This is a genomic window from Dysgonomonas termitidis (genome assembly GCF_054657735.1).
Genome location: NZ_BAAHYD010000002.1, coordinates 636901 through 655571 on the forward strand (window position 1 = coordinate 636901; position 18671 = coordinate 655571).

12 protein-coding genes and 2 tRNA genes are annotated in these 18671 nt (G+C 40.4%); 10 read left to right on the plus strand and 4 right to left on the minus strand.

The window, feature by feature from the left end:
* Positions 1-68: 68 nt before the first annotated feature.
* From ACYQ3L_RS06705 to ACYQ3L_RS06725, 5 genes are all read left to right on the plus strand, one after another.
* Positions 69-893, plus strand: a complete 825-nt coding sequence (locus tag ACYQ3L_RS06705; protein WP_459952367.1) for an IS982 family transposase — start codon at positions 69-71, stop codon at positions 891-893.
* Positions 894-1178: 285 nt separating this feature from the next.
* A complete protein-coding gene (locus ACYQ3L_RS06710; protein ID WP_379994055.1) occupies positions 1179-2645 on the plus strand; it encodes a hypothetical protein in 1467 nt (488 codons plus the stop codon).
* 36 nt (positions 2646-2681) lie between these two features.
* Positions 2682-5720 carry a SusC/RagA family TonB-linked outer membrane protein gene (locus ACYQ3L_RS06715; protein WP_379994054.1) on the plus strand — a complete coding sequence of 1013 codons (3039 nt, stop codon included), beginning with the start codon at positions 2682-2684 and terminating at the stop codon, positions 5718-5720.
* 13 nt (positions 5721-5733) lie between these two features.
* Complete coding sequence (locus ACYQ3L_RS06720; protein ID WP_379994053.1) at positions 5734-7311, plus strand: RagB/SusD family nutrient uptake outer membrane protein; 1578 nt, start codon at positions 5734-5736, stop codon at positions 7309-7311.
* 95 nt (positions 7312-7406) lie between these two features.
* Positions 7407-9020, plus strand: coding sequence for a glycoside hydrolase (locus ACYQ3L_RS06725; RefSeq protein WP_379994052.1), 1614 nt, complete (start codon positions 7407-7409; stop codon positions 9018-9020).
* 111 nt (positions 9021-9131) lie between these two features.
* Here ACYQ3L_RS06725 and ACYQ3L_RS06730 read toward each other — a convergent pair whose 3' ends face one another.
* Together ACYQ3L_RS06730 and ACYQ3L_RS06735 are read right to left on the minus strand one after the other, a co-directional pair.
* Positions 9132-9437 (minus strand): hypothetical protein, encoded by a 306-nt coding sequence (locus tag ACYQ3L_RS06730; protein ID WP_379994051.1) that lies wholly within the window; start codon positions 9435-9437, stop codon positions 9132-9134.
* 328 nt (positions 9438-9765) lie between these two features.
* Positions 9766-9832 (minus strand) — tRNA-Met (locus ACYQ3L_RS06735).
* 424 nt (positions 9833-10256) lie between these two features.
* Here ACYQ3L_RS06735 and istA point away from each other — a divergent pair.
* From istA to ACYQ3L_RS06750, 3 genes are all read left to right on the plus strand, one after another.
* Positions 10257-11840, plus strand: a complete 1584-nt coding sequence (istA, locus tag ACYQ3L_RS06740; RefSeq protein WP_380002093.1) for an IS21 family transposase — start codon at positions 10257-10259, stop codon at positions 11838-11840.
* Positions 11827-12609: an IS21-like element helper ATPase IstB gene (istB, locus tag ACYQ3L_RS06745; protein ID WP_459952321.1), complete on the plus strand. Its 783-nt coding sequence runs from the start codon at positions 11827-11829 to the stop codon at positions 12607-12609. Before istA ends, istB begins: the two co-directional genes overlap by 14 nt.
* Positions 12610-12733: 124 nt before the next feature.
* Complete coding sequence (locus tag ACYQ3L_RS06750; protein ID WP_459952468.1) at positions 12734-13090, plus strand: (deoxy)nucleoside triphosphate pyrophosphohydrolase; 357 nt, start codon at positions 12734-12736, stop codon at positions 13088-13090.
* Positions 13091-13325: 235 nt separating this feature from the next.
* Here the strand turns inward: ACYQ3L_RS06750 and ACYQ3L_RS06755 are convergent, their stop codons facing one another.
* Both ACYQ3L_RS06755 and ACYQ3L_RS06760 read right to left on the minus strand, forming a co-directional pair.
* Positions 13326-14543 carry a phage integrase SAM-like domain-containing protein gene (locus ACYQ3L_RS06755; protein ID WP_379994172.1) on the minus strand — a complete coding sequence of 406 codons (1218 nt, stop codon included), beginning with the start codon at positions 14541-14543 and terminating at the stop codon, positions 13326-13328.
* A gap of 240 nt (positions 14544-14783) precedes the next feature.
* Positions 14784-14856, minus strand: a tRNA-Lys gene (locus ACYQ3L_RS06760).
* 386 nt (positions 14857-15242) lie between these two features.
* Between ACYQ3L_RS06760 and ACYQ3L_RS06765 the strand changes: the two genes are divergently transcribed.
* Together ACYQ3L_RS06765 and ACYQ3L_RS06770 are read left to right on the plus strand one after the other, a co-directional pair.
* A complete protein-coding gene (locus tag ACYQ3L_RS06765) occupies positions 15243-16328 on the plus strand; it encodes a phosphotransferase enzyme family protein (RefSeq protein WP_379994173.1) in 1086 nt (361 codons plus the stop codon).
* 39 nt (positions 16329-16367) lie between these two features.
* Entirely contained in the window at positions 16368-18374 is a 2007-nt protein-coding gene (locus ACYQ3L_RS06770; protein WP_379994174.1) for a retaining alpha-galactosidase, read from the plus strand.
* Positions 18375-18671 lie beyond the last annotated feature (297 nt).

Below are 18671 nucleotides of genomic sequence, written 5' to 3' on the forward strand. Positions count from 1 at the left end.
TAGAATTATCCAATAAAAAAGGTCAATCCCTTAACTTTGCGGTGCTAACACACAAAAAAGGACTGACCATGGTTACAAAAACCATTGCAATATACGTATTTTTTGATGATATATTGAAATCGATGAACCACAAAGAGCCTGAGAGCCGTAAGACCAGTGATGCGGAAATCATTACGGTAGTTCTGATTGCCGCCCAGTATTTTGCAGGCAATATAGAGAAATCCATCTGTTTTGTCCGTTCTACCGGATTGATGCCTCGTATGCTTGGCAAAAGCCGCTTCAACCGCAGGTTGCACAATATAGGAGAATTTCTTAGCCAACTCTTTTTCTATACAGGCCAGGCAATAAAGGGTATGAGCCTTGAGACAACTTATAGCATCGATAGCTTTCCTGTAGAGGTCTGCCATAATATACGCATAAGTAGATCCAGGATTGTCAAAGGGGAACAATACCGAGGTAAATGTGCTTCCAAACGTGTTTATTTTTATGGTTTTAAAGTTCATATGATAGTTACTTCGGATGGTATTCCCGTAGAATTTACCTTTACAGCAGGCGGAATCCATGATATTGACGGTATAAAACAATTGCCGGTCAACCTGCCTGATGGAAGTCAACTTCTGGCTGATTCCGCTTACACTGATTATTTGCTTGAAGACATGCTGGCCGATAATAATATTTATCTGAAAGCTGCCAGGAAAAGTAATTCCACAAAGCCGCATAATCCGTGTATGGAATATCTGATATCTATTCACAGAAAGCGGATTGAAACAGCTTTTAGTGATATTACCAAGTATTTGCCTAAGAAAATTCATGCCGTCACTCAAAAGGGGTTCTTGATTAAACTTATTGCTTTCATTTGGGGATATACTTTTGATAAAATTTACAATCTATAAATAGCAACTTAAATTAATTAGGAACAAAAATGATCTCATAGGGTCTATCAGACTATTGACTATTGATATTCAAATGTAATAATAATCTGATAATATAGATACCCTAATCAGGCATTGACCGATTTAGCATTCATTAATGATTAGTTTGCGTTCACGTCCGTAGTCGATCAATATATACATTTGCTGCAGAAATATAGTGCTGGTACAATTGGAAAGTTCACAGCTGCGGTTTTAATTGTATCATTCAATATAAATTAAAAAAATCATAAACTAAAATCTGATTTCATGAAAACAAAAAAGTGTATTAGCTTGCTGTTGATCCTTCTATTTCTATTGAATGGATGTAGCGATGATGATGGCTATTCCGATGTAGACGGGTTACCTCCTACAATTGTTATGGGCTCTTCGAATATAAAGACAGAACCCGGCAGAGAAATTACAATCAAAGCAAAAGTAGAAGATAAAGACGGGCTTCGCTCCATCAATCTGAAAAATGCGGCATTCAATCTGGATAAAACTATAGATCTTACATCAGACAGTATTGTATATTCTTTCGACCTGAACTATAAATACAAGATAGTGAAGGGGCTGGAAGGAGACAATTTTCAATTAGATGTTACCGCTACCGACCGCGGCGGACGTACCACTACAGAAACTGTACTGGTTACCATGGACGGGGATTTTACAAATCCTGTATTTACCGTATCTCCGGATGCAGCCATAACTGTTCTGTTGAAAACAGAAACACGATTGAACGTTAAATTTACAGCAGAAGATGATAAGGCATTGGATCTGGTAACAATAAACATACCTGAAATCAATTATTCGAGAGAAATCACAACCTTCACAAATTCAGGCAAGACTCTTGAATTTAATGACCCTATAACATTACCTTCGGCAGTAGCCACATATAACCTGACATTAAAAGCTGTTGACAAAGCAGGGCTGGAAACTAGCAAGACCAGTGTGATCACTGTATCGGAAATGCCGGACTTCCCTAAAATGTACCTTGCGGATGTAGCGACTGTAGCCGAGTTGAACAGTGATGTATTTGGCGTGCCTATGCGTATAGAGCGTACTGCCGCTTTTGAATATAAAGCTAATTATTATTGCCAGAAAGCAGGTACTGAGATTTTCTTCTTACCTCAAAAAAGCGATTTCACTCCGATTTGTTTCGGTATCGATCCTGCCGATAACACAAAATTGACTGATGATCCCGATATTGCAGAACCTATCGTGTTAACTCAGGCGAATGTATATTATGAAATTACATTTAATGTAAAAACCGTTATTTACAAAGTCAAGACCTATGCGATTGCTGATGCGGTTGATCCTGTCCCTCATAAATTCGGTTCTATCAGTCTGGATACTTGGGGTGATGGCGGAAGCTGGCTTCAGGAGTTCTATTTTGGTTATATGACTTCCAATCCGAGAGAAGTAAGCCGGTTTACACAGGATGCGACCAATCCGCACCTCTATTACCTGGCTAATCCATTGTCTTTGGAAGCAGGACAGAAAATGAATTTTGTTTTCCACAACTGGCACTCTGATGGATGGTGGAACTATTGCTCATGGCGAGTAGATAATTCGGACGAACCGGAAATATTCAATTATTATGGCGACTATAAGAACCCTGCATGGACCAAGCCTAACGGTGCTGATAACTGGGCGAAACCGACAGTAAAACAGACAGGTTCTTATAAATTATATTTTGACGCTCATTTGGGAAGAGCTAAACTTGTCCGCGAGTAAATATAAACAGAAGTAAAAAAACATAAATAAATACTTATGAAAAAATATCTGATAATTCTATTATTAACCTTGCCTCTGTGTCTTATGGCACAGACCAGAGTTACACTTACCGGAAAAGTTTCGGCTGCCGGCAATGAGCCTCTTATTGGCGTCACTGTAATGGAAAAAGGCACGACCAATGGAACAATGACAGACATAGATGGTAATTATACTTTGTTGAATGTTCCGGAAAACGCTACGATTGTATACTCCATGATCGGCCTTATAACCAAGGAAGTGAAGATGGACAAAGGCGGGGTTATAAATGTTGTGATGGAAGATAATACAAAGATGCTTGACGATGTGGTGGTTATCGGTTATGGCGTGGTGAAGAAAAGCGACCTAACCAGCTCAATAACTACCGTAAAAGGAGAAGCATTAAAGAACATGACATCAGGAAATGCCTTATATTCCATGCAGGGTAAAGCCAACGGTGTGCAGATCACCGGTTCGGGTGGCCCGGGAGACAACCCGCGCGTGATAATCCGCGGTGTGACCACAATAAACGGTTCCGATCCGCTGTATGTAGTAGACAATGTACCTTTGGGGCAAGGAGCGAATATAAATTTCCTGAACCAAAATGATATAGAAAGTATAGAAGTATTGAAAGACGCCTCAGCCGCAGCAATCTACGGTACCAGAGGTTCTAATGGGGTAATTTTGATTACTACAAAAAAAGGATCGGAAGGAAAAACTAAATTCCAGGCCAGCGCATCTTTAGGAATGCAAACCCTGAACAAACCCGATATGGCTAATGCCGCTACTTATGAGAAAGTATTTAAAGAACGTTTCGAAAACGACAAAGCTAAAGGCGGAAGTAATGCACCCTGGGATGTTGCCGGTATCGGTTCATTCTCTGATACGGATTGGTGGGATCAGGTAGTTAACGATGTGGCATATACCCAATCATATAACTTTAGCTTTCAGGGAGGAACAGATAAATTTGTTTACAGTGGTAGTTTGGGATATTTCCGCCAGAATTCTCAGTTCGACGTTGGTTACTGGGAACGTATTACAGGTAGATTCAACACAGAATACAAATTCAACAGTGTTGTAAAGGCTGGAATAGATTTTGCCCCACGTTACGAGAACTGGACAGATACGCCTAACCTGTTCGATGCCGTTATGCGCATGGACCCGACAACACCTGTATATAGAGCCAGAGAAAACTGGGGTATAAATGAGTACAGCAATTATGCCCGTTCTTACCACAATCAGGTTTGGAATCCGGCAGGAAGCGTTGCCCGTCAGAACAAGCACAGCAATGAATACGGGCTGATGATGAATCCGTATCTGAGTATTGAGCCGATAAAAGGATTGATTGCCCGCACTCAATTCAGTGTAAATGCGCGCTTCAGAATGACCGATAATTATACTCCTCAGTTCCATATTCATGATCTTGAACAAAGTCAACAGAGCAAAATCGAACGGAATTCAAATCATTGGGTAGATTGGACGTGGACCAATACATTGAATTACATGCGTACATTCAATGAAAAACATAATCTAACCCTGATGGGTGGCTTCACTATGGAGAAGTCTGCAGAATATTGGTTGACCGGCTCTAGAGAAGCAGTACCAAACAATCATCCGAATCTTCAGTATGTAAAGGCAGGAACATTAAACCCTCAGGCAGACGGAACTGATGTATACAAATCCTATATATCTTATTTAGGACGTGTAATGTATAACTATGATAGCCGCTATTATCTTACTGCTTCGGTTCGTACCGACGGATCTTCCAGATTCCCAAAAGGAAATAAATATGCCACATTCCCTGCTGCTTCTGTGGCATGGAGAGTATCGGAAGAAGGATTCATGAAAAACCAGAATGTACTATCAAATCTGAAAGTCCGTGCAGGATGGGGACGTGTAGGAAATGATATTATAGACCTAAATGCTTACCTGAACCTGATCGATAAAGCTGATTATGTTTTCGGCTCCGACCGCTATATAGGAACCTCTGTCAGCTCTGTAGGCAATACGATGTTGAAATGGGAGATTGTAGAAGACTATAATCTGGGAATAGACGCAGGCTTTTTAGATAACCGTCTGGATATTACAGCTGATATTTTTCTGAAAAAATCGAAGGATATGTTGATCCAGAAACAAAATCTGATGGTAACAGGTTATCCGATGTGGAATGCCGAAATGTGGTCTAATATTGGTAGTATGGAAGCCAAAGGTTGGGAATTATCGGTGAATTGGAAAGACCAGATGAGAGACTTTAATTATGAAGTTGGAGTAAACCTTTCCGGTGTAAAAAATATCGCTAAAGGTTTCGGTCTTACTACAGAATACTTAAGGGGAGGGTTCTTTAATGAATACATTATAAAGAACGAAGTCGGAGGAGAGATCAGCCGCTTCTACGGCTATGTCGCAGATGGCATTTTCCAGAATTGGACAGAGATTAACAGTCATACCAGCAACACAGGAGAATTGCTTCAGCCGGATGCTGTTCCGGGAGATATCCGTTTCAAAGATTTGAATAATGATGGTGTATTCAACGAAAAAGATAAAACATATATAGGCAGCGCTTTCCCTGATCTGATGGTTGGTTTGAACATCCGTTTGGGATATAAAAACTTTGATCTGGTATCTAACTTCTACGGTACTATCGGAAACGATATATACAACAGTGCCAAGGGTGGTTTTTATGCGGGAACCGAAGGACAGAATGTATTTGCAGACGCATACGATAAAGCATGGAGAGGTGAAGGTACAAGCAACTATTACCCTCGTCTTTCATACACTGACGCTAACCTGAATTACCGCAGGGTTTCTTCATTCTTCGTTGAAGATGGATCATACTTCCGTTGCAAATTACTGCAGATAGGTTATACCCTGCCAACAAAAATGACCAAAGGATTAGGTATACGCCTTTCAGCATCAGCTCAAAACCTGTTTACTATTACCAGCTACTCAGGAATGGATCCGGAGCGCGCAGCTTTGGGTAGTGCATTGGAAGCCGGTATTGACAATCTGGGTTATCCTAACCCTCGCACATTCCTGTTCGGTCTTAATATTAACTTTTAATCAGTAGCAAACAATGAAAAATATATTAAAAATATTTATTGGCGGGGCTCTAATGCTTTCATTGGGAAGTTGTTCCGATTTTCTCGACAGACCTGTATTAGGACAGGAAAATCTCGATACATACTTCCAAACGGAAGAAGAGTGCCTGAAGGAGGTAGCCGGATGTTACCAAGCCATATTCTTCGACGACTGGTGGCAGGTTCAGGCTCCTTATGTAGGATTCGATATGTGTACAGACGACCTTTGGTTGGGTAATACAACCCAGTCGCAGAGTGACTGGCTTAGAATGGGTCATTACGGAAACCCTAAATTTGACGGGCCTATATCAAATTTCTGGCAATACCGTTATAAAGGTATATTGAGATGTAATATCGTTATAAACAGGGTTGCAGATTCTCCTATTAAAAATGAGACTCTCCGCAAAAGAATGATAGCTGAAGCTAAATTTCTCCGTGCGTTCTACTATTTCGATTTGGTGAAGAATTATGGAGGAGTACCTATAGTGTTGGATATGCTAATGCCCGAACAAGTACACGGTATTCAACGCAAAAGTATCGATGAAACTTATACTCAGATAGAGCAGGATCTGAAAGATGCGATAGCCGGATTGCCTCAAAAAAGCGAGTATAGCTCATCAGACCTTGGCAGGGCTACAAAAGGCGCAGCGATGGGATATCTGGGTAAAGCTTACTTATACCAAGGCAAATATAGCGAAGCCGAAAGCATATTAGGAGACTTGATAGATACTCAGGAATATGATTTGTGTACCAACTTTAAGGATGTATGGTCTATAGATCATAACAATAGCGTGGAATCACTTTTCGAAGTCCAATTCAATTCCGATATCAGCTACAACTTAGGAGGTAGGCTGCCTGTGTTTACCGGTTCTCGTGACGATTCGGGATGGTCTTGGGGATTACCGACCAGTAATCTGGAAAAAGCATTTTTGGACGCAGGAGATACAGAGCGCCTTCGCTGGACTATTGTAAAGAATGGAGACGATGTACCGGGAGACGATTCCGATGAAGCTAAAGATTATTTGATAACTCCATCTAAACATAAATCGGCACGTATAAACAGAAAGTATTATATTCCTCACGCTCAGCGAACTACCCCATATGACGCTAATCATAACAATTTAAATCACAGATTGCTTCGTTTTGCAGATGTTTTATTAATGTATGCTGAAGCAGCAAATGAAGAAGGACATGATGAAAACGCCCGTAAAGCACTGAAAAGAGTACGCGACCGTGTAGAATTACCGGAAGTAACATCATCGGGTACTGCCCTTAGAGATGCGATAAGACTGGAGAGACGTCTGGAATTAGCTCTTGAAAATCATCGTTTGTATGATCTTCGCCGCTGGACGGACGACAACGGTAAAAAGGCCATCTGCAATGTATTTGGTCAGAACGGGACTTTTGTAAGATATAATCTATATGAATCTACGGATGAGTATGAGTTGACAAATCAGACGGAGAATAGTAATAAAGGAATAACATTCCAGGAAAACAGGGATTTATTATTTCCTATTCCTAATACTGAAGTTCTTTTGTCGGAAGGAAGTATTGCGCAAAACCCTAATTTCTGATTTATATATCAGACAAAAATAGTGTGCTCTTGATTCTTTATAATTTCAAATAAAGAGCACACTATTATATCTTTAATTTATTAATTAATGACATCATGAAGATTATAAAGCTGTTTTTATTTATGTGTCTGTTTCTATCATGCATTTCATGTAATGATGATCCAACCCCAACCATTGCGCCGGACACCGGAGCAGGTGAAGAAACGGAAGAAGGCAATGAAAATGTTACCATATCGCTCAGTACGACATATCAGACTATCGAAAGTTTTGCGGCTTCCGATTGCTGGGCACCTAACTATATAGGTACCTATTGGACGGAGACAGAGAAAGAGGATATTGCAAAATTATTATTCTCGAATAATATAACAGGAGGTAAGCCGGATGGCATCGGATTGTCCGGGTGGCGTTTCAATCTGGGAGGAGGTACTGCGCAACAGGGTGCAGCCAGTGGTATAGAAGATGCCACCAGACGGGCCGAATCGTTTATGAACCCGACAGATGGAACATTAGACTGGACAAAGCAAGCCGGGCAACAATACTTCCTCGAAAAAGCAAAGAGCTATGGTTGCGAACAGTTTGTAATGTTCAGTAATACTCCTCCGGTATATCTTACGCGCAATGGAAAAGGTTATTCGGCGTCCGGAGCATATTCCAATCTGAAAGACGACGCTTATGACGATTTTGCCAATTACATTGTTTCTGCAATAGATTATTTCAAGACGAATAAGGGGATTGACTTTGATTATATAAGCCCGGCAAACGAACCCCAATACAACTGGGAAAGCGGACAAGAAGGTTCAGGCTGGCAAAACAGTGAGATTAAGAAACTTTCTGTAGAACTCGATAAGGCCATAGAGGATAAAGGGCTTAATACAAAGATATTATTGGCAGAAGCCGCCGCCTGGAATTATTTATATGAAACCGATGGTGATAACGGAAGAAAGAATGTGATATATAATTTGTTCGACAATGCATCTTCCAGTTATGTAGGAGACCTGAAACATGTAGCACCGATTGTTGCCGGTCATAGTTATTGGACTGATGGAAATTGGGAAAACCTGGTAGACGTAAGAACTACCGTTGGAACAAAAGCCGGTGCGGCCGGTCTGAAAGTTTACCAGACTGAATGGAGCATGCTTGGCGATGGATACAGCAGCAGTGAGTTTGTTGGTTTCGACAATGCTTCATATATGGATATAGCTTTATATATGTCGAAAGTTATACACTGCGACCTTGTATATGCCAATGTTTCCTCATGGTCTTACTGGACAAGTATCGACCAGGAGCGCTGGAATCATAAGAATAGATTTTTACTGATAAAGGTGACCCCTGCCGGAGGCGACTATGGTGATATTACCCAAAGCGGGACTCATGCCGCAACCAAAACATTATGGGTGCTTGGTAACTATAGCTTGTTTATACGTCCAGACTATAAACGCGTAGCACTTGAGATGAAGAATACATCAAAAGAATTATTCGGGAGTGCGTATATTTCGCCGGATGGTAAAAAAGTGGTGGCAGTATATACCAATTTGTCAGCAAGCCGGTATGATGTGAGGGCTAATCTGGCAAATGCAGATATAGAGTCGATAAAAACATATACTACCAGTCAGACTCAGGATCTGGAAGAAGAAAGTATTAAAGATACAGGTAATTCTATTTTTGTAACACCTAATTCTGTTCTAACAGTGGTTTACAACTTAAAGTAAATAGTAAATAATATAATAAATCTGACTTCATTGGGAAGATGAAATTCTAATATAGAATTATTCCGAATGAAGTCAGTTTTTTTTGATACAGACTCTCCCGCTTCGACAGGGTTATATACTAAAAACGAATTTTCGGATAAAATCATCCCCTTCCCATTCTTCCTTACATTTTACATGTATACCTAATATTTGCAGCAGGCGTTTTAGTTCATTGCCCATAGAATCTATGTAAACCAAGCTTATCTTCTTTATTTTTAACAGCTTAGAAAAGCTACCGGTGTCGCTACTCCTTAGCTTTATACTCTCATAACCGGATACTTTATCGTTTTCCAGTCTGAATACATTTACTTGCATATTTTCTTTTATTTCCTTGCCGGGTGTGCCTCTGTCTGTTATTATTGCAATGGTCTTAATCATATCCTGTGTAAAATATTAAATCGCGCTTGTTATTAAAGACGCTTTGATGGCAGATAATATTTTAAAACTGCAGTTTTTTTAATAATCTTTTCTTATAGCACACTCTATTTCTAAATGAATCTAATAAAAGCATAACGATTATTATTGTTTTTTGTGCAATGAAGGGATTTAGAAAGACGCTTAGGCGGGAGATAATGAATTGGGTATATGCAGCCGGAAAAGGGTTTACAGTCTGGTTTACATTACCTCTTCAAAACCTAGTAAACTTCTCAAAATTCAGGCAATAAAAAAAGACCTACATTTTACTGTAAGTCTTTCATTTTCTGTGTGGTCCCACCTGGGCTTGAACCAGGGACCCCCTGATTATGAGTCAGATCTTCACCATTTCATTCTATTTCAGAAATATTCATTAATTATTGATATTCAGATATTTGTGATTATTAAAAATGTTAATAAACATTAACAGTGGTGCAAATTATCATTATATTTTGTACACTTGTGGTGCAAATTTTGGTGCAAATTAATTTGCACCACGAGCTATAAAAAACTTCAATTGACAATGCCATGAGTACCTTTTATTCCAAACAACCGACAGCAACATTATTCTTTGACACTCGCAGAATTTTAAAGGACGGACGGTGTTGGAAAATCCAGTGAGCGTTGCCCCCTCGTGCCAGTCTAAATTGACCCCATGTACCAAAATATGTTTGACCCTTTTCGCCAAAATAAAAATGTCCCCTGTCGGAATATAAACCAACAGGGGATTTTTATGTAATTTAGATTTACCCTCCTGGTCGATGGGTTAAAACTAAAATTACTATGACAACAAAATTAGCAAACATTCTTCATTGCTATGCAATGGGGATGGGTATAAAAGGTATCAGCGCGACCTTTGAGCTATCCCGTAACACAGTGCGCAAGTATGTGCGTTTGTTTCAAGAGAGTGGTATGCCAATGGAGCAGCTTCAGTCCATGCCGGCGAAGCGCCTTGAGGAGATGTTTGGAAGCAGCGGTGAGAGGGAACGTACCCCTTCAGTGCGTCAGTTGGAACTGGAGGCGCTCTTACCTGAGTATGCCGCAAGACTTACACGCAAAGGAGTGACAGTAAAATCTTTGTATGAAGAGTACCGGCGAGAGCATCCGGGTGGATTCCGTCATGCAAGTTTCGGCGCGTACATACAACGTTATCGGCTTGTATCACGTCCGGTGGGTCACGTTGAGCATTACGCCGCAGACCAGCTGTATATTGATTTTGCGGGCGACCGTCTAGAGGTTGTTGATGAGCAAACAGGCGAAGTCAGATCCGTTGAAGTTTTTGTAGCCATCCTTCCTTGTAGCCACTATACCTACTGTGAGGCAGTCTGGTCGCAGAAGAAAGAAGACCTTATAAAAGCATGTGAGAATGCACTACACTTCTATGAGGGTGTGCCCTTTGCAATCGTCCCTGACAATTTGAAGTCGGCGGTAACTCGGAGCAATCGCAATGAGCCGGTTATTAACGAAGACTTTGCCGCTTTTGCCGAGCATTATGGTTGTAGTGTATATCCGGCACGTGTCAGGCACCCAAAAGACAAAGCCCTTGTAGAGAACGCTGTAAAACTGATGTACAAGTCTGTTTATACCGATCTCGAAGGTCTGATGTTCCATGATTTGGAATCACTCAATGCCTGCATTATCCAATCTCTAAGTCGTTTCAACGAGAGAAAACTTACCGGACGCAATCAGTCTCGCAGGCAGTTGTTTGAAGAGGTAGAAAAAGACTATCTACGAACTTTACCCTCTGTGCGGTATCAGATGAAGGAACGCAAATCTGTGACCGTGATGCGTAATAGCTATGTAACTCTCAAGAAGCATCATTACAGCGTGCCAAAGGAATATGTAGGCAAGCGTGTCGATATTGTTTACGATGCTGATACTCTCGATATCTTCTATGGCCTGCGGCTGGTAACAACCCACCAGCGTGATGACACTCCCTATGGCTACACTCGGAAGGAGGCACACAATCTTCCCGGTAGGCATGGTAGCTACGAAAAGGATCTGGACGAGGTTTTTGAACGAGCTACTCAGATAGATAATATCGTCTTGCTTTATCTCAAGGATGTAGCATCGCAGAAGAAATATATGCCTCAGGCCTTCCGCTCATGCAGAGGTATCCTAGCCTTGGAAAAGACCTTCGGACAGGACAGGCTTGTGGCGGCATGCGCCTGTGCTTCATTGATGCGCGTTTACGGATATCAAGATGTTATCGGTATCCTGAACCGGGGCGATGATGCAGACTTTCTGCCACAGGCTGATCAGGACTCGGACACCAACTTATCACTTCCGCACCACAAGAACATCCGTGGACGTGAATACTTCTCAAAATCAACAACAAAAACTAACAACAACAATGGAAACAAATAATAAAACCGCACCCGTTACTCAGGAGAAAGACCAAAATATCATTTCTCTGGATCTGATGAACCGTATGAAGCTGCATGGTATGGCTGCCGCCTTTAAGGAAAGCCTGCAGTCCACCGTTGCCGAGTCTATGACTGCTGACGGCTTCCTCTCATTACTATTGGCTCGTGAATGGGACTATCGTTCGGATGCCTCCATACAACGCCTGATTCGAGGGGCCGGCTTTCGATACAAGGCTTATCTTGAGAATATAGACTATACCATCAATCGAAGTCTCGACCGCAACCATATAGAACGGCTCTCGTCGCTTGACTTTATCCGTCAAGGAAAGAATCTGTTCATTACCGGTTCATCCGGAACCGGCAAAAGTTATATTGCAACAGCCATTGGGTATCAGGCGTGTAAGAACGGAATACGAACTAACTATGCCAATGCATCCAAACTTATGGGAGCGCTAAAAGTTGCAAAGACAAAGGGGATCTTCGAGGCCGAACTCAAGAAAATAGAACGATGTCAGTTACTTATACTTGATGATCTCTTTCTTGTTCCTCTTGACGCTAAAGAACGTTCAATATTGCTTGACATCATCGAAGATCGTCATGAGCGCAAATCTATCATTGTGACCTCACAATTACCGGTTGCCAACTGGTATGATGCAATAGGAGAACCAACAGTCGCTGATGCCATTCTTGACCGCATCGTCCACTCGGCGCATCAGATAGAACTTACCGGTGAGAGTGTGAGAAAAATGAAGGTAGACAAAAACAAGTAAATCTAAAATAAAAATGACCCCGTCGACCAGGATAATTTAGGGGTAATCATAAAGTTTTTTCAGGGGTCAATTTAGATTTGGCACGAGGGGGCAACGCTCACTGGATTTTCCAGTAGCAGCAATAATAGCAAAAGAAGACAAAATACTATGCACTCAAAGGGGGAATGTAAAATACTTACCTTATAAATGGGAATTTCCAGGAGGTAAGGTTGAAGTAGCTGAAACTAAAGAAGAGGCCCTCATTCGTGAAATAAAAGAAGAACTAGGGTGTACAATTATAATAAAAGATCATGCTGTGGAGGTCAAACATGAATACGACTTCGCAATTATTAATTTAACGGCCTATTATTGTAATATAATAGACGGTAATATTTTACGAAAAGAACATCATGCTATAAAGTGGTGTAGTATAGATGAACTTTTCGATTTAGATTGGGCAGACGCAGACTTACCAATTGTTCAAAGAATATCTAATAGATAAATATATTAGAACAAAAGAGTCTAATGTATTGTATTTGAACATTATAGATTCTTTCAATATTATTTTTCTTTTCAACTGATAAACACCCCATTTAAAAAGAGAATAATAAAAGCAAGGTTTTGATAAATAATACACTTTCGCAGAAAGGAAGATTATTTATTCAAACTCGGAGAGCTAGACCTTGATTAAATTATTCTCTTATAATACATTTGTGTTCAGATGAAAGAAAAGAGAGTTAGAGCGAGAATTTCTTATCTACCTCTTGAATATCCCTCATTATAGAACTATCCAATACTTTTGCATAATGCTGGGTTGTGCGAACATTGGAATGCCCAAGTATTTTAGCTACATTTTCCAACGATACTTTGTTCGCTAAAAATACAATTGTTGCCGCTGTATGTCGGGCTACGTGAGTGCTAAGTTTCTTTGTAATTCCACACGAATCGGCAATTTCCTTCAAATAAGAATTCATGCGTTGATTAGTAGGTACAGGAAATAATACATTCTTTTCAATACACTCAGGATGGTTCGCATATTTATCTATAAGCATCTTTGCTGCTGTAATAAGAGGGATATTACACATATTATTGGTCTTTTGTCGGTTTTTGCGAATCCACAGTGAGCCATTATTGTCCTTTACCAAATGTTCAGACTTTAGTTGCTCAATATCCGAAAATGCCAATCCTGTAAAGCATTGGAAGAGAAAAATATCTTTGACTGTGCTTAGTCTTTCAATAGAGAAATCCTTCTGAATGATGGAATTCAATTCTTCTTGTGTTAGGAACTCAATATTCGTTTCCTCAAACTTGAATCGATAAGTCATAAAAGGGTCTTTCTGAATCCAGTCATTGGAATAAGCAATACGCATAATCTTCTTTACTTGCTTTAATCGGGTGATAGCTGTATTCTGAGCACAATTCTTCTCTGCTTTTAGAAAGGTATCAAATTTCTGAATGAAGGGTAAATCAACATCCTTTAGATTGATATCGGACTTCTTGTACTCTTTCTTTAGGAACTCCTTCAAATATCTTACTGTACCTTCGAAGCGGATAATTGTCTTTTGAGCATAACCTTTGCCTTGTAATTGCTTGATCTCTTTATTATGCTCCTCAAAAACGTCAATAAGAGTTTTGTGCTTTTCTTCAACACCACAAAATCGATTACAGATTTCTTTTGCGGATATTTCGAAATTGTCGGCTTCGAGTTGCCTATGGATATTCTGAACTTTAGCTCTGACCGTATCAATATACATATTGATCTCGGTTGATAGATTGTCTTTGGTTTTAAGCTTTCCTTTGGTCTGATCCCAATTCTCTACTAATGCACTTCTTCGGATAAACATTTCACAGAATCGCTTATCTACAGTGATTCTCATGGCGATAGGGGCTTCTCCGTTTGCTTTGATTTTATTCTTTTTGAGAAAGAATAAAACATGGAAGGATTTTTGTTTCATTTTACTACTTTTTTTGTGGTTAAAATTACGTTTAAACCATCAAGTAGTCATGAGGTAAGTTGCTGACAAATAATGACTAATGATCAAAATCGTGGACCATTTTTCGCACGCTTATTTGTCCACGATTTAGGCATGTATATACTGTCGTAAATTGCCCTTTTCTGCCTATTTGGACAAAAGAAAAAACCTTGACTTTCTACTGAAAATCAAGGTTTTACTTCTTTTTGCATCATTTGCTAGTGATCCCGCTGGGGCTCGAACCCAGGACCCCATCATTAAAAGTGATGTGCTCTACCTGCTGAGCTACGGAATCTCCCTGTTGCTTTATTAAAGCGAGTGCAAAGGTAGTAGAAAAAATTTATTATCCAAATTTATATTTCCAAAAAATGCACAGTATAAGATATCCGGCCGCTTTTATTCTTACAGAAAAGAACTATAATAATCTTATATATAGAAAATTACCATTAATTATACATTCGAACTAAAAAAAGCCTTTTTTTATATTTTATTTTATTGCTCATTCTGATTTAAAGTTATTTTTATGAAATCCATTCTTGGGATACACACATCATATAGATAATTCTATTTCGAAAAAATACAAAAAAATGGATGTTAATATAAATGAAACCTCTATCTTCGTTATATCCTTTAAACCAAATGCATCCGGTATTATATATCTTAAATAAACACCTTTAACCGATGACTATAGAAAAACACTTTGCTTTCGACGGGCCTGTAAAGGAAATACGACCTTTAGGCGAAGGGCTTATCAACGATACTTTTTTCGTAGAAACTGTAGGAGATAATCCGGATTATATACTCCAAAAGAAAAACAAGAATATCTTCAAAGATATTCCTGCCATGATGGATAACATCCATAAAGTGACCACCCACCTAAAAGAAAAGATTATAAGACAAGGAGGAGACCCTTTGCGTGAAGCCCTTACGATAACTCCTACAACAGACAATAAGCTATATTATCTGGATGAAGATGGAGAATATTGGGCTGCATGTTTATTCATCGATAATACAATTGCTTATGAATACGCAGATTCCCCGGAGTTAGCAGCGCAAGGAGGAAGAGGAATCGGCAAGTTCCAAGCCTTGCTTGCTGATATGAAAGAGCCGTTGGCCGATATATTGCCTGGTTTTCACAATATGAAATTCCGTTTTCAGCAATGGAATGAAATATTGATGAAAGATCCGGCAGGACGCAAAAAGAAGGTGCTAAAAGAAATAGAATGGATAGAGAGCCGTCGTGACGAAATGCTTGCTTTATGGAACAAATTCGAAAGTGGTGAACTTCCGGTGCGGGTTACCCACAATGATACCAAGATCAGCAATATATTGTTCGACAAACAGGGCAATGTATTGTGTGTGATAGACCTGGATACAGTACTGAGCAGTATGTGCCTCAATGACTATGGAGATGCTATCCGTTCATATACCAATGCCGGCAAAGAAGACGATGAGAATCCGGATAACGTATATATCAAGATGGATATCTTCGAAGGGTACACAGCAGGCTACCTATCCGAAGCAATTACGTTCCTTACTCCGGCTGAAACAGAGAATTTAGCCTTTTCCGCCAAATACATTACCTTCGAACAGGTTCTCCGCTTCCTCATGGATTACATTGACGGTGATAACTATTACAAAGTGAAGAATAACACCCATAACCTGGTACGCACACATGCCCAATATAAATTACTACAGTCGATGGAAGAGAACTACGGCAAAATGTGTGAAACCGTGAACAGGCTTGTTTCTAATCTGAAAGGATAGCATATAAATTGGATAATAAACCTTCAAATATAACTAATAATGAGAAAAAACAATCTGGTAATCTTTTCTTTATCCTGCCTTTTATTCTGTTATACAATGACAGTTACCGCCCAAAAACAATTCACGCTGAAATCTCCCAATGGCAAGCTGGAAACCAGCATCAGCGTAGGTAAAACAGTCGAATATTCCGTATCTCACGAAGGAGACTTGATACTTTCCAAATCGTCTGTTTCCATGACCTTGGCTGATGGTAGTGCCTTTGGTATTAATGCCAGGCTATCCGGATCATCCGTAAAAGCTGTAAATCAAACCATTGACGCCTCTGTTTATAAACGCAATAAGATCACGGACAACTACAATGAACTTGCTCTAAAGTTCAAAGGTGATTACAATATTATATTCCGGGCCTACAACGATGGTATTGCTTATCGCTTTGTCTCTACTTCGAAGAAGCCGTTCATTATAGAGAATGAACAAGCTGAGTTTAACTTCCCTGCTGACGTGAAAGTATTTGTTGCCTATGCCAACAAACCGGAAACCACGCCTCTTGAGAACCAGTTTTCTAACTCATTCGAGCAGCCGTATCACAATATAGCTCTATCTGCATGGAACAAAAAGCGCCTTGGGATTTCACCGCTAGTAGTTGAAGGAGCGAAAGGAAAAAAGGTTTGCATCACAGAAGCTGACCTGATGAATTATCCGGGAATGTTTCTGTATCCGCGTGAAACAGCAAACGGATTGAAGGGTGTTTTCGCTCCATACCCCAAAGATACCCGTCAGGGAGGACATAACGAACTCCAGATATTAGTCGGTTCCCGCGAATCATTTATAGCAAAATCCGATGGCCCGGCAAACTTCCCCTGGAGAGTGGTTATTGTTGCCGAAAAAGATTCGGAACTCGCCGACAGTGATATGGTATACAAACTTGCAACACCCTCCCAAGGGGATTATTCTTGGGTAAAACCCGGAAAAGTCGCCTGGGACTGGTGGAACGACTGGAACCTGTATAGTGTTGACTTCCGTGCGGGTATAAACAACGAGACATACAAATACTATATTGATTTTGCATCTGAATACGGCATTGAATATGTAATCCTTGACGAAGGATGGGCTGTCAACAAAAAAGCCGATCTGTTTCAGGTAATACCTGAGATCAACCTTCCGGAACTGGTCAGTTATGCCAAAGCCAAGAATGTAGACCTTATCCTGTGGGCCGGATATCATGCTTTCGACAGGGACTTGGAGAAGGTTTGCAAGCACTACAGCGAGATGGGCATCAAAGGATTTAAAGTTGACTTTATGGATAGGGATGACCAGATCATGGTAGACTTTCACCGCCGGGCAGCTGAAATGGGAGCTAAATACAAAGTACTTATAGATTTCCACGGTACATATAAGCCAACCGGATTGCAACGTACCTATCCGAATGTAATCAACTTTGAAGGGGTTAATGGGCTGGAGCAGTTGAAATGGTCAGGTCCCGAACTCGATCAGGTTACCTATGATGTTACTATTCCATTCATCCGGCAGGTAGCAGGTCCGATGGACTATACACAAGGCGCAATGCGTAATGCGACAAAAGGTAATTACAGGAATGTGTATAACGAAGCCATGAGTCAGGGCACACGCTGCCGTCAATTGGCCGAATACATCATATTCGAATCACCTCTGAACATGCTATGCGATAGTCCGTCCAACTACATGTCAGAGCCGGAATGTACAAAGTTTATCGCAGCCGTACCCACCGTATGGGATAACACTATCTCATTGGACGGGGAAATCGGAAAATGTGTATCCATCGCCCGCCAAAAAGGTAACATCTGGTATGTAGGCGCCATGACTAACTGGGATGCCCGTAGCATGGAACTTGATCTGTCTTTCTTAGGGGAAGGCAACTTCAAAGGTGAAGTATTCAAAGACGGGATAAATGCCGACCGTGCCGCCCGCGACTACAAGAAAGAAACAATAGATATTCCGTCAAATAAAAAATTACCGGTATCTATGGCTCCTGGTGGAGGTTATGTAATAAAAATAACAAGAAAGTAAGCACACAAATATAAACTGTTTGCAGGGGTGGTCATAATACGACGCCCCTGTTTCCTTTAATGTTTGAGGGGGCGGAAAAGCCCATGCCATCTTTATCTTAAAAAAGGTAACACATATTTCAGTTAACAGTAAGCAGTAAACAGTGAACTAACTTGTAACTGCCCGCAGGGCGAAGAAATAACATTCGCCGAAGCGAAGGCGAGGCAAACTCGTAACTACTTTAATCAATACTTCAAAGAACTATCAGCTATCAGCCAACCGCTAACAGCTTACTATATAGATAAACTTCTTATCAAA